This window comes from Anaerolinea thermophila UNI-1 (assembly GCF_000199675.1).
In the GTDB taxonomy this organism is placed as follows: Bacteria; Chloroflexota; Anaerolineae; order Anaerolineales; family Anaerolineaceae; genus Anaerolinea; species Anaerolinea thermophila.
Genome location: NC_014960.1, coordinates 979,509 through 993,545, shown reverse-complemented (window position 1 = coordinate 993,545; position 14,037 = coordinate 979,509). Strand labels below are relative to the sequence as shown.

At 54.1% G+C, this 14,037-nt stretch carries 9 protein-coding genes; 8 read left to right on the top strand and 1 reads right to left on the bottom strand.

Annotation, left to right across the window (positions count from 1 at the left end; translation table 11 throughout):
• Positions 1–103 precede the first annotated feature (103 nt).
• From ANT_RS04480 to ANT_RS04465, 4 genes are all read left to right on the top strand, one after another.
• Positions 104–2,479 carry an ATP-binding protein gene (locus tag ANT_RS04480; RefSeq protein WP_013559321.1) on the top strand — a complete coding sequence of 792 codons (2,376 nt, stop codon included), beginning with the start codon at positions 104–106 and terminating at the stop codon, positions 2,477–2,479.
• Positions 2,476–3,321 (top strand): LysM peptidoglycan-binding domain-containing protein, encoded by an 846-nt coding sequence (locus ANT_RS04475; protein ID WP_013559320.1) that lies wholly within the window; start codon positions 2,476–2,478, stop codon positions 3,319–3,321. The genes ANT_RS04480 and ANT_RS04475 overlap by 4 nt, the downstream gene beginning before the upstream one ends.
• Positions 3,322–3,333: 12 nt before the next feature.
• The gene (locus tag ANT_RS04470; protein WP_013559319.1) at positions 3,334–4,404 is read left to right on the top strand and encodes an LCP family protein; all 1,071 of its coding nucleotides are present in this window, start codon (positions 3,334–3,336) and stop codon (positions 4,402–4,404) included.
• 83 nt (positions 4,405–4,487) lie between these two features.
• The gene (locus tag ANT_RS04465) at positions 4,488–5,396 is read left to right on the top strand and encodes a tyrosine-type recombinase/integrase (RefSeq protein ID WP_013559318.1); all 909 of its coding nucleotides are present in this window, start codon (positions 4,488–4,490) and stop codon (positions 5,394–5,396) included.
• Here ANT_RS04465 and tilS read toward each other — a convergent pair.
• On the bottom strand, positions 5,393–6,823 hold the full coding sequence (gene tilS / locus ANT_RS04460; RefSeq protein WP_013559317.1) for a tRNA lysidine(34) synthetase TilS: 1,431 nt from the start codon (positions 6,821–6,823) through the stop codon (positions 5,393–5,395). The genes ANT_RS04465 and tilS overlap by 4 nt on opposite strands.
• 102 nt (positions 6,824–6,925) lie before the next feature.
• Here tilS and ANT_RS04455 point away from each other — a divergent pair, with 102 nt between their 5' ends.
• The 4 genes from ANT_RS04455 to ANT_RS04440 all read left to right on the top strand — a co-directional run bounded on the left by ANT_RS04455 (position 6,926) and on the right by ANT_RS04440 (position 13,990).
• Positions 6,926–10,189: an ATP-binding protein gene (locus ANT_RS04455; RefSeq protein ID WP_013559316.1), complete on the top strand. Its 3,264-nt coding sequence runs from the start codon at positions 6,926–6,928 to the stop codon at positions 10,187–10,189.
• 116 nt (positions 10,190–10,305) lie between these two features.
• Positions 10,306–10,692 carry a response regulator gene (locus ANT_RS04450; protein WP_013559315.1) on the top strand — a complete coding sequence of 129 codons (387 nt, stop codon included), beginning with the start codon at positions 10,306–10,308 and terminating at the stop codon, positions 10,690–10,692.
• The gene (locus ANT_RS04445; protein ID WP_013559314.1) at positions 10,689–11,705 is read left to right on the top strand and encodes an ABC transporter ATP-binding protein; all 1,017 of its coding nucleotides are present in this window, start codon (positions 10,689–10,691) and stop codon (positions 11,703–11,705) included. The genes ANT_RS04450 and ANT_RS04445 overlap by 4 nt, the downstream gene beginning before the upstream one ends.
• Positions 11,706–11,818: 113 nt before the next feature.
• Positions 11,819–13,990 (top strand): ABC transporter substrate-binding protein, encoded by a 2,172-nt coding sequence (locus tag ANT_RS04440; protein WP_013559313.1) that lies wholly within the window; start codon positions 11,819–11,821, stop codon positions 13,988–13,990.
• Positions 13,991–14,037: the final 47 nt, after the last annotated feature.

The following is a 14,037-nucleotide window of genomic DNA, read 5'->3' as shown; positions in this document are numbered from 1 at the left end:
TGGCACATCCCTTGCACGTGTTGTTCCTGGATTGTGTCCATTTTCAGTCCACAAATAAGGAACCCCGTGAACGATGCTATAATTTCTTAAAAGCCAAACCGCCATGAACACACTCTTTCAATCGCTCCTTGGTTTGTTGATTGCCCCTCCGGGCAATCTGATCTACCATCTGGTGCTGGCATTTGTGGTATTTGCCACCCTGCAAGTTGCCCTGATAGCCCATCGCAGCCACTCTCCCGAAGGTAGCGGTCGGTTACTCCTGGGGTTGAACCTGCTTTTGGTTGGACAGTTGGGGTTGTTCATTGCCAGCGGTCTGGCCTGGCAAGGGGTGATTTCTTCCACCCTTCTTCTGCCGGTGCTGGATCGAGTCGTTCTGTTCTGGAGTGTGGTATGGCTGGGGTGGCTCTGGCTCTATCCAACCCCTTCCCGTGTGGGAGATATTCTTGCCGGAGTGCTCAATCTGGTAGCAATATTTCTTTTCCTGTTGTTCTACACGACATGGCAACAGGAAGGCAGCGGTGTACCCTTCAATGGGTCATGGCAGGATTGGAGTATTACCCTGGTCATTCTGATCCTGCTGGTAGCAATTACTAATGGACTATTTTTCCAACGCAAGGATAACTGGGGGGCAGGAGTAGCCATGTTTGCGCTGATGGGTTTGGGGGCGCTTGCCCACCTGTATTTGCCCCCTACCGGAGAATACTTCTCGGGATATTTGCGACTGGGGTTTCTCGCCGGTCTGCCCCTGCTCCCCAGTCTGCTGATGTACATTCAACCCCCAAGCCAGGTGACTGAGTGGGAACCGGCAGAGCCAATGCCGGAAGACTACACCCACCCCGTTCAATCCCATGCACTGGACATTCGTATCATCCATTCCTGGCTGGACTTAAGCCTCATACAAGACAAAGAAAAACTATACAGTGGCATTGCCCGAGCGGTAGCGCAGACCATGCTGGCAGACCTGTGTTACATTGCCCGTATTCCCGAGAATGAATTTGCCCCCGTGCCACTCACAGGTGGGTATGATATGGTCAAAGATGAACCCATTCCACCTGTCTATATTGAGCGTGGCAAAATCCCCGCCATTACCGCCTCGCTCACCAAAGGGAAAAGTTTGCGGGTGAACTTCAACGAACTTGAATTACCCGAACTGGATGCACTGGCTCAGGCACTGGGATTGGAACGGGCGGGAAATTTCCTGCTCATCCCCCTGGAACACAATCATCAGCCCTGGGGCGCTCTCCTGTTGCTAACACCCTACTCTGGTCGAGTATGGACGGTGGAAGATACCACCTATCTGGCAACAGAAACCGATGAAATTGTGCGCCTGCTTCTGGAACGGGACAGAACTCCGCGCGGCGAGGATGAAGCCCTGCGACTGCGCCAGCAGAACACTCTCTTGCAACAGGAACTGGAACAATTGCGCCAATCCCACCAGAAGTTACTGGCAGAAGTGCAAACGCTCCGCGAATCTACACCTGCGGAAAGCCCCGCAGCAACAGCACAAATTGAAACCCTGTTGAAACATCAGCAAGAGATGGAAAAAATTCTGGAAGACCTGCGGACGGAAAACCGCCGCTTGAATGAGGCTTTACGCACGGCTCAGGCATCGCCGGCGGTTTCCGGGGACGCCGCGCAGTTGGAAAAAGAACTGCGCCTCACCCTGGAAGAAGTAGCCCACCTGCAAAATCAGTTAGCCAGGTCCAATCAGCGTGTTTTAGAACTGGAACGGCGGCTGAACCTTTCCACCAGCGCTACCCAGGATGACACCGAAGCCATTGCGGTACTGATTCAGGAACTGCGTCGCCCGATGTCGGCAGTGATGGGCTACACGGACTTACTGCTCGCCGAAACGGTCGGCATTCTGGGGGGCTTGCAGCGGAAATTCCTCGAAAAAGTGCGCAACGCCACCGAACAAATGCGTGCCTTGCTGGACGATCTTATTCAGTTAACTTTGTTGAATCGCGGACCTCTGGAACTGGTTCAGCAAACGGTGGAACTGGACCAGGTACTGGACGATGTACTGGGAGATATGGGCTCGTTACTGAGCGAAAAAGAGATTCAAATCTCCATGGAATTACCCGAACACCTGCCTCCCGTTTATGCTGACCGGGATGCTCTGCATCAAATCCTCATCGAATTACTGAAAAACGCTATTCAGGTTACCCCGCCCCGATATGAGATTCGCCTCAAAGCCATCCTCCAGCAAGAGGATAGCAGTCATTTTGCCGTACTGCAGATCACCGATCATGGCGGAGGGATTCCCTCCAAAGACTTACCGAAAGTGTTTTCCCACCGGAAAGATGCTGTTCTGCCCGGAGTCGCCGATAGTGGTATAGGGCTTTCAATTGCCAAGACACTGGTAGAAGCCCACGGTGGACGTATTTGGGTAGAGAGCAACATGGAACAGGGAAGCACCACGTTCAGTATTTTGCTTCCACTGCGTGCGGTTGGAGCAAAGGAGACACCGGAAGAATGAGCGGCGTCAGGCAACTGTTTTCGGGACTGCTTACGGGATTGCTCTCTACCATTCTTGCGCTGGGAGCACTTTCGCTTTCCCTGGCAGAGGGAGGTAAGGTTCAGATTCTGCCCACGGTCACCGAAACATCTCTCCCCAGCACACTGCCGCCGGGTCAACCCAGCCCAACCCCGTACCCAACAGCCACTCCGCTTCCACCCACACAATGCCCCCCACCGCAGGGTTGGGTGCCTTATGAGATTCAAGGTGGCGATACACTGGTGGATTTAGCCGCCCGTTTTCAAATCTCCATAGAAGATTTAAGCAAAGCCAATTGCCTGTTTACCTCACAGTTAACCCCGGGGACAGTCATCTTCGTCCCCCCATTACCCACCCCCACCGCTACCCTTACCACCGAACCGGAACGCCCCACCGCCACGCAACCTCAACCCACCGTCAAAGTGTGCGGTCCCCCTCCGGGGTGGGTGATTTATATTGTTAAACCCGGGGATACCCTTTACCGTCTGAGCCGTATCCTGAGCGTCAGTGTGGCAGATTTGCAACTGGCAAACTGTCTGAGCAATCCCAGCGCCATTCAGGCAGGGATGCCGCTGTATGTACCTTTCCTGCCCATTACCCCCACCTTTACCCCCACGCACACGCAGACTAAGACACCGGTACCCCCCAGTGCTACGACACTACCTCCCTCGCCAACCCGTACCCCGACCGCTCTTCCGCCATCCCTTACACCAGTTCCACCCACCTCAACCTTCACCCCTGAGCCGCCTACTCCTACCTTTACCTCCACGCCGGCGCCTTCGGATACTCCCCTTCCCAGTGATACCCCCTCACCTACACCCTAGACGAGAATCCCTGTGAAAAAAGTACTGGTATTTATTCTGACCCTCATTTTTATCACCCAGGCATGCAGTTTACCCATGCAGGCAGTGGAAATTGCCTCTTCCACCCCCATTGCTCCGGGTAAATCATACCAATTTGTCACCCCGGCGCTGGATGCTACTGCTACCCCCACCCCCTTCCAACCCTTGCCCATCACCCCAACTCCCATCCCTACCGCTACTCCCACGCCTGAACCTACCCCAACCCTGGGCATTGAAGCCCCGGATGTGCAAATGCCCCAATCTCCGTTTGGCATTCCAGCCGGGGGAGCCGTCTCCGGCGATGTGGTGAATATCCTTATCCTCGGTTCGGATGCCCGCCCGGGTGGAGGGTTTCGCACCGATGTCATTGTGCTGGTCTCCGTTCACCGCAACGACAACACGATTCGCATGGTGTCTTTCCCTCGTGATTTGTATGTGGACATTCCCGGCTGGATGACCAATCGCATCAATACTGCCTTTGCCGCAGGTGGATTTAACACCCTGGCATATACCTTTGAATACAACTTTGGTGTTCGTCCGACTTACTACGTGATGACCAATATGCAAGCCTTTGTCAGCATCATCGACAGCATGGGCGGGATCAACGTCAAGGTACGCAAGTCGCTTTCAGATAAGTGTGATTTACCCTGGGCGGATGGGCGTGGCTACTGCACCATCGAAGCCCCTGCCACCGTCCCAATGGATGGCAAAACTGCCCTGTGGTACGTCCGCTCCCGATATTCCTCCAGCGATTTCGACCGTTTACGCCGCGCGCAGGAAGTGCTGTACGGCATCTTCCAAAAATTGATGAGTTTGGACGGCATCAGTCGAGCACCTGAAATTTATGCCGCATATGCCAACTCGGTGGAAACCAATCTCACCCTGGACACGTTGATTACACTAGCCCCTGTAGCCCAGGAAGTGATCCAGAACCCTGAGCGGATTCAACGGTATGCGCTCTCTCCGGCAGAAGCCGCTCCCTACATTACACCGGAAGGGGCATGGGTCTTATGGCCAAATTTGTACGCCATTCGAGCCATCGTGTACGAAGCAGTGTATCGCTAAAAATTCATCCTCTGGAAAATTTGACAAAAAAACATCCACGGGGTAGACTAATCTCACCTATACGCAAAGGTTAAGGAGTCCCCATGACACCGGAAACCCCATCTTCCCCGGTTGCCCACCTGACGGTGCACACACCATTGATGCCAGCCATTCTGACGTGGGAAATTTACCTGAAAGATCAGGGGAGGTCACCTCATACCATCAAAGCCTTCATGGGGGATCTCAATTTGCTGGCATCTTTTCTGCCACCCGATCGCACGCTGGGTTCTATTACCACACAGGACTTGAATCATTTTCTGCAGTGGCTGGAAAAAGGGCGCGGCATTCCCTGCAGTCCGAAGAGTTTGGCAAGGCGCATCACCTCCATCAAAGCCTTTTTCCGCTGGCTTCAACGCAGTGGCGTCCTGCTCAATGACCCCGCCCTGCGCGTCATTCAGCAGTCGGTCATCAGCCCCTTACCTGAAGTGCTAACCCCCGAAGAGGTTGAAGCAGTGCTGGAGGTAGCGCGTAACTGGCGCTCGCGCTCCAAGCCCGATGCCCGCCCCTATACGCTGGTGAAACTCTTACTGGAAACAGCCATCAAGAAGAGTGAGTGTCTCGCGATTACCCGCAATCATATTGACCCGGAGGGGAAAGAAGGCCCGGTGCTCTATGTGCGCTATGCCAGCCCATCAAACCGATACAAAGAGCGCAACCTGCCCCTTTCAGAGGAATGGATTGAGGCTTATCAGGAATACCTCGCCCAGTATCAGCCTGCCGATCAAATTTTCCCCTGGTCGCCGCGACGGTTGGAATATATTCTGGAAGACTTGAGCGAAGCGGCGGGACTTGCCAAACACCTCTCCTTCGACATGTGCCGCTGGACCAGCGCCTTGATGGATTGGAAAAACGGCATGGAAGGGGATCAAATCCGCCAAAAACTGGGCGTTTCCAAAATTCAGTGGCGCGAAATTTCCATGAAACTGCGCCAACTGGCGGAACAGGAAAGTTAACCTGCCTCCCGCCTGATCTGCAAGCGATACACGCTCCTCGTTTCGGGAGTGACTCTCCAGCGGTGATCCAGCCGAAAGCCGGGAATCCACACCACCTCATCCTGCGCAAATACCAGAGGCCAGCCGCTACGTAACCGCCGGGGAAGCCCCACATCTACCCAGAAATCAGAAACCTTCCGCGACTTTCCCCCCATTCCCAGCGGCTGAAAGCGCTCTCCGGGCCGAAATGGACGCACTTCCAAAGCCTCTCCCAGAGCATCGCCACTTATAAAGGCTTCCCACCGGCTGACCTCGTCCCATGAGTCGGGTAGAACGTCCACCCTCTGCACCTCTATACTCCAACCATTGGGTAGTACTAGGCTACCGGGCACCGGAAGGACATACTGCGCCTGTGGCGGCATTTGAGGGAAATCTGAAGGCAGGCTCTGAATAAAGGTTTCATCATCCACAATGAGATGTTCTCCCTCCAACCTCAACCCCAAACCTGCCACAAGGTGAATATGGCGCGATTGCGTAGGTTGCTGGACAAACTGCATTGCCCGATTCACCGTATCGAAATCCAGATCACGAAGCGCAGGGCGAAGCAATGACAAAGACCAGCGCAACACCTCCCGTTGCAATGCCGGTGAAAGGGACTGCACCCGCTCCCGCGAAAGCACAATCTGTTTCGAAGACTGCTCAAGAACACATTGATTCCAGGCTTGCTGAAAAGCATTTTCGAAAACATCATCCTCTTCTGCCAGAAGTGTGGATAACCGCCAGATAGCTTCTTCCACCCGCGGATTAACTTGCTTAAGTAACGGGAGAACTTCATTGCGCAAGCGGTTGCGGGTAAAACGCACATCCCGATTGGAAGGGTCTTCCAGCCAGGTCAACCCCCGCTCATGGCAGTAAGCCAGTACTTCTTCGCGCCAGATGGAAAGCATCGGGCGCACCAGGGGGGTGGTGGTAGAAAACTGATTCAAGAACCCCCGATATGGCATCCCCGTCAACCCTTTGTGCCCGGTGCCGCGAATCAGATGCATGAGGACAGTTTCCACCTGGTCGCTCGCCGTGTGCGCCACCGCCACCGCCTGCGCCTGAACCTGATGAGCCACGGAGAAAAGGAAACTGTAGCGTGCCTCTCGGGCGGCTTCCTCAATGGACATTCCCTGTTCTTTCGCCATAGCCAGGACCTCCCCCTGCCCCAATTCCACGCGCAGTCCTCGCTGTTGGGCTTGCGCACACACCCAATCCGCCTCACTCTCTGCTTCGGGGCGCAGGCGATGATTGAAGTGCGCCACAATCAGGTTGAAACCGGCACGATGAAGCACATCCAGCAGGCACAAACTATCCGCACCCCCAGAAACTCCAAGCACCAGAGGGGACTCCGGAGAAATGCGACATCGTTCTTGCGCGTTGTGCAACACCCGTTCTTCAAGTGACATGATAAAAGATTATAAACCGTTTCTCTTAACCTTAAATTCAAGAATGCTATAATCAAACTGACCAGGAGTAAATACGTCCCATATTGATTTCAGGACTTAAATATGCATTCCCCTGTTATTGGCATTTTGATTTATCCGGGAGATCCGTTCTGGATTCAAACCTATGAAGCCATTCAGCGCGCCAACGAAAAAGTAGGCGCTGAACTGAAGGTGTTTAACTTCGCTGAGACCTTTCAGGTTGCCCGGTCTTACGATCCCTATGCCGTAGCCGAAGAAATTCTCGCCCACCGGTTGGATGCTCTTATCTCCACCATTCTTCCCCGCGCCACTACCGAAACCCTGTTGAAAGCCGGGTTACCCGTCATCCAGTTGGGAGAAACCACCCTGCGTCACCCTTTGCTGGTGACCCCCATTGGACTGCGCGAGGCAGCCAATCTCGCCGGAGAATTCATTGCCAAACAATTAAACGGTAAAGGACGGGTGGTATTCGTAGGGGCTTTTCTGGAAGACCCTCTCGAAGAAGACCGCGGTGAAAGTCGTCTGGAAGGCTTCAGCATCGCCATGAAGTCCTTCCCGGATATTCACATGGAAGTGGTCGGCGCCTACTGGAGTTATGCCCCTGCCTGCGAAGCACTGCGAGAGGCTTTTCGACACCTTAGGGGACCTGTAGATGCCATCTTTGGCGCTTCGGACTGGGTGGCGCTGGCGGCGCGGGATGTCGGGCATGAGATGGGTGTCCTTTCCCCACACACCCTGCTGGTGGGACTGAATGGTGACCCGCTGGCACTGGAAGCCATTGCCAATGGCACAATGACGGCAACAGTGGAAACCTGCGCGGAAGATTTTGGGGCTCGCGCTTTGTTTGTTGCCCGCGATGCTGCCAGTGGCTTACCCTTTCCACCGCATATTTACCACACCATTCGGCTGATCACTGCCGAAAATGTTGCTGCCACGGCAACCCGTAAACTGATTGCCATCGCCGGTTTGCCGAACCGTCTGGTGGGTTTTAACCGGGAAAATGAAGTCTTCCGCTTTCACCATCTTGAAACCAGCGCGCGCATTATTCAGAAGATTGGTGCTATTCTCGACCAGGAACAACTGGCGAGTACCATTGCTGAACTGATTCGAGAATCCTACGGCTTCAACGACGTCCAGGTTTATTTGCTTCATCAGGATACCCAAACCCTGCAACCGCTTATTGGTAATCAGGCGCAAATATCAGTCGAGCACAGTGGACTGCTTGATGAGGTGTTAAAGCGGAATGAAGCCATACTGATTCCGGATATTGCCTTCAGTCAGCGGTATCAACCTGACCCCAATTACCCTTGGATTCGCTCGCGAGTGCTTCTGCCCATTCACATTGCCCAGGAAGTCATCGGCGTGCTGGATTTACGCCGCGATCAACCCACCCCCTCCCTGCTTCAGCAACAACAGGGGTTACAACTTCTGGCGGATATGCTGGGGATCGCCATTCAAAATGCCCGATTGTACCAGGAAGCCCGCAATGCGCAAAATACCGCCGAACGTGCCAATCAGTTGAAAACGCGCCTGCTGGCAAATGTGGGGCACGAAATGCGCACACCGTTGAATGTCATTCTGGGCTATGCGCAGTCTGCGCTCAACCGCCACAAGCGCAGTGGACATCATGACACGGAACTTGAACGGGACCTGCAAATCATCTCTCAAAGCGGCGAGCATCTTTTACGCATGATCAACGATTTGCTCGACCTTTCCCGGGCAGAAATTGGTGCTTTGAACATGTACTTTGAGTGGATGGATCCGCGTCCCATCATCCTGGAAGCCTTCGAAACTTTTGCCCGTTCTGAAGAGCAAAACCCCTTCATCCGCTGGCGGGTGGAAATACCGGAACGTCTGCCCATCATCCAGGCAGATTCTGCCCGGCTCAAACAAATTTTACTGAACCTGCTGAGCAATGCCCGCAAATTTACCCACGAGGGAGAGATTGTCTTAAGCGCCCACGTTGAGCCGCCGTTTTTGCGTCTTTCCGTTGCCGATACCGGTGAAGGTATCTCACTGGAACAGCAGGAACGACTGTTCGAACCTTTCAGTGCCAGTATGGGAAAGCGCCGTCCCAGCGGCATTGGGTTGGGTTTGAGCATTACCCGCCACCTGATTGCCCTGCATGGTGGCACGCTCACACTGGAAAGCCAACCCGGCAAAGGGAGTACCTTTTACATTTACCTGCCTCTGCCTGGGCTGACCGGCAAGTTCAGCCATCACCCCGAGAAACAGAATCACCTTCCGCGAGCCATGTTCATTCTGAGCGCCAGAGGGGAAATTTCTCCCACCATCCAGGAAATCTGCACCCGGCAAAATCTCATTCCGGCGTTCATGCGCTCCCCCAAAGATTTGGAAAGCCTGTATGCCCATTATCACCCGGTAGCGCTGGCATGGGATCTGGCATGCGCGACCGCCGAAGATTGGATGCTGTATCAGTGGTTATACACCCAGGTAGATTTCAGCGATCTTCCGTTCCTGCTTTTCAACCCCGCAACTACTGAAGCGGGATTGGTTCAGGTATTGACCAAACCTACCCGTTCAGATACGTTGCTGGAGTGGATTTCCACTCTTGTCCCCCAGGAATGCCCCGAACGTCCCTTCCTGATTGTGGACGACGACCCGCATGCTCGAATGACCTACCGCCAACTCATCGAAACGTATTTTCCACAAACCCTCATTCTGGAAGCCTCCAGTGGCGAAGAAGCCCTGCAGGCTCTGGAGACAAAAACCCCCGCCCTGATTCTGCTGGATTTGCTGATGCCCGGAATGAGTGGTTTTGAAGTGCTGGAACGACTGCGCCGTCAGCCGCATACCCGTACCATTCCGGTCATCGTGGTGAGTGGGAAGTTGCTGACCTATGCTGACCTGCAACGCCTCAATTATCCTTATGTCACCTTCCAGAGCAAGGAAATTCTTACCGAAAACGAACTCAAAGAAGTGCTTCAGGAAACCCTGATGCAACCTCAAAATGGGGAAAATACCAGCCCGCTCATCCGGCAGGCGCTGGCATATTTGCATCAGAATTACATGCACCCGATCAGCCGTAAAGACATTGCCCAGTCGGTCAACCTGAGCGAGAATTACTTCACTTCACTGTTCCGCGAAGAGATGCACCTCACGCCATGGGAATATCTTACCCGCCTGCGCATTCGCATTGCCTGCCGCCTGCTTCGTGAAACCTCGCTGAGTATCAAAGCCATTGCCTTACAGGTGGGCTTCAGCGACCCAGGATATTTCACGCGGGTATTTAATAAGTTAATCGGCGACTCTCCACAAAATTATCGGAAAACTGCTTCCCAACAAATATTCGCGCGAACGGTGAATTTTCCTAAACCATCTTCTTAAAATCCAATCCCGGTTCCACTTATTTTTCTATACTGAAACTGGCTTTCTCATGATCCCCTGACTCAACCAGGCATCTCAGAGACGGGCACTGACGGTTTTGTCCCGGAGGCGTGCGCATGAAGCCTGCCATTCTCATTCTGGATGATGATCATCCAACACTTGAGTTGTACACGAGGGAACTTTCGGATGAGTTTGTGGTGTTTCCCTGTTCTTCCACCCCCGAGGCAATTCCCCTGCTTGCACGAGAACCGCTTGCGGCAGTGGTCTTTGAACCAGCCATGGAGAACGGTGGAGGTTGGGAATTTCTCCAGAGTCTGGCAGACTTTTGCATTCCACGGCATATCCCGATTATTTTCTGCAGTACACAGGATGAACACCGCGGAGAAATTCCTCCTGAAGCAGGAGTATTTCTGGTCAAGCCCGTCCTGCCCAATCAACTGGCAAAAACGCTTAACCAACTCCTTCATCCATCCTCTTCCAAATCTAAGGAACTGAGCGCATGAACGTGACTACCTCCACTGACTCTCTGCCCTTGCTGGAAATTAAGGACCTGCGAACATACTTTTTCCTAGAAAAAGGTACTGTCCGGGCAGTAGACGGCGTCAACCTGACACTTCAGCGAAAGACTACGCTGGGATTGGTGGGCGAAAGCGGTTGCGGCAAGAGTATTACCGCCATGTCCATCATGCGCCTGATTCAAGAACCGCCGGGGAAAATAGTTTCGGGAGAAATCCTGCTCCGCTCGCGCACGTTTGGGCAGGTGCTTGATCTGGTCAAAATAGATCGGCACTCCCAAACCATGCGCGCCATTCGTGGCGGCGAGATCGCCATGGTGTTTCAGGAACCGATGACCTCCCTGAATCCGCTGTATACCATTGGCGACCAAATCGCCGAGACGGTGCAACTGCACCAAAAGGTAAGCAAAAAGGAAGCCCTGGAACGTGCGCTGGAAATGCTGGTGAAAGTGCAAATTGCCATGCCCAAACAGCGCCTGAAGGAATATCCTCACCAGTTATCAGGAGGAATGCGCCAGCGGGTGATGATTGCCATGGCCCTGTCCTGTAACCCTTCCATTCTGATTGCCGACGAGCCAACCACCGCCCTGGACGTCACCGTGCAGGCGCAAATTCTCGACTTGATGCGCCAACTGCAAGAGGACATTGACTCTTCCATCATCATGATTACCCACAACCTGGGCGTGGTCTCTCAAATGGCGCACTTCGTTGCCGTCATGTATTTGGGCAAGGTCGTGGAGTATGGCAAGACCCACGATATCTTCCACCGCAGTCTGCACCCTTACACAGTAGGGTTGCTCAATTCTGTCCCGGTGCTGGGTAGGAAAGGGAAAAAGATTCTCGTCCCCATCGAGGGCATCGTTCCCAGCCCCATGAACATTCCCCCGGGGTGTCCATTCGCCAGCCGATGCCCCAAAGTGATGTCCAAATGTCGCGAGGTTGCCCCTGAGTTGCAGGAAAAAGAAAGCGGTCACTGGGTTTCGTGCTGGCTTTATGAGTAACAACCGGAGAAACACACTTTCGAGGAGGTGATGAAGCCGCAGAAAAAAACGTTCTTTCTTTGAAAAATATTTCACCTGTTCAGTTCTTTCGTTCCGAAGGAGAGAGTAAGGATATGAAAAAGACCATCTTAACCCTCATTTCCCTGCTGGTGATTGCAGGTATGTTGATTTCCTGTGCACCACAGGCAACCCCCACCCCTGAGAAAGTGGTGGAGACGGTCGTTGTCGAGAAAGAAAAGGAAGTCGTCAAGACGGTGGAGGTAGAGAAATTCGTCCTCGCCGGTCCCATTCCTTACCCGGATGCGCCCCTGATGGCGGGCATGCGCGAGCCCAAGAAATTTGAGATCAACGAGATCGTTGAATTCAAGAAACTGGATAAATACTGCGAGCCCGAATGGGTAACCAAACTGGTGCAAGCCGGGAAACTGCCGCCGGTGGAAGAGCGCCTGCCCAAAGAACCCTTTGTGTACAAAGCCGGATTCATGTCCGATGGGTTGGGGAAATACGGTGGCGTGTGGCGCGGCGTGTGGGCGGCACCCACCGAAGGCTGGAACTGGGCGGCTGGCGTGAGCCAAGGATGGTTCGGCATTGAAGCCATCGTTCAGGAAGAGCCGCTGATGACCGGTCCCATGTTCCTGACCAAGAACGTTGAGCCCATCCCACAACTGGCAAAATCGTGGGAGTGGTCGGCGGATGGTACCGAACTGATCATGCACTTTGTGGAAGGCGCCAAGTGGTCGGATGGCGTGGAGTTCACCACTGAAGACATCATGTTCCTGTGGGAAGACAACATCCTTGACCCCAACGTGAACTCGTGGACGCAGGCGTCCTTCTGGACCATCGAAGGCAAGCCCATCAAACTGGAAGCGCTGGACAAGTACACCGTCAAGTGGACTTTCCCGGTGCCTTACCCGCTCTCGATGCTGTACAACATGACCAACCTGGTCTTCTCGCCAGGTCCGGCGCACATTCTCAAACCGTTACACCCGAAATACGGCGGCAAGGATTATCAGTCCTACCGTGACTCCCTGCCCCCCAACAAACTGCCCATTGTGACCATGGGACCCTGGGTGCCGGTGGAATACAAGACCGACGAATTCATGGTCATGCGCCGCAATCCGTACTACTGGAAGGTGGACGAGAACGGCTGCCAGTTGCCCTACCTGGATGAAGTTCAGTGGACTTACTCCAAGACGGGCGTTACCCGCACCCTCAACACTATTGCCGGCACGGCGGACCATTCCAACGTAGAAAACCCCGAAACTTTTGACGAGACGGTCAAACAAGCCAGCGACCCCAATGCGCCCTTCCGCGTGGAATGGGGTCCTGAAACCCTGGGCTTCTGGCTGGAACTCAACCAGGCAAAATACACGGGTGTGAAGGATGAACGCGATGCGGCTGTGCGCGAACTTCTGCGCGACGTGCGCTTCCGCCGCGCACTCACTCAGGCGGTGGATCGTGACGGTCTGGCGCGCTCGCTGACCAATGGGCCCTTCTTCCGCCCCTGGCCCGGCGGCTTGTTCCCCGGCTCGGACTTCTTCAACAAAGAGTCGGTGGTGTACTATCCGTTCTCACCGGATACCAGCCGCGCCCTGCTGGCTGAAATCGGTCTGAAAGATACCGACAATGACGGTATCCTCAACTGGACCGAAGGTCCCATGGCAGGTAAGAACGTCGAAATCAGCATGACCACATGGGAAGATATCTCTGCCGGTGCAACGCTCGGACAGGCGCTCACCTTGCTCTTCCAGGACATTGGCATTAAGGTCAACTTCCGCATCCTGACCAACACTGCCATGACTGAAGCCAATACCAACGGCGAGTGGGAGATGCGCATCGCCCGCCCGGGTCAGGCATTTGCCACACCGAATGTACGCTGTAAGGAAATCGCCCCCACCATCAAGGAATTCTCGTGGCACCGCGAAGGCAGTCAGCCAGAAGAATACGCCGATTACGAGAAAAAGATGGTGGAAATTGCCAACGCCTTCTGTCTGGAACGCGATCCGCAGAAGATGAAGGATCTGATGTTCGAGTACAACAAACTGCACACCGAAAACGTGTACACCATCGGTCTGGTCGTTGGACGCTACGGGTTGATGCTGAACAAGTACTTCAAGAACGTTCCCATCGGCACACCGCCGTTCCTGTACCAGTGGGACTTCAACAACTTCCTGCCTGAGCAAATCTGGCTGGATGAAGCCGACCGCTGGGTGCTGGGTCAGAAGGAAATCTATCCTGGCAAACTGCCCGGAGTGGACTTCCCCTACCCCAATTTTAGCCAGTAACCTGTAGTCTCTGGGGGGAGGGACACCCCCTCCCCCCATTATCCTCT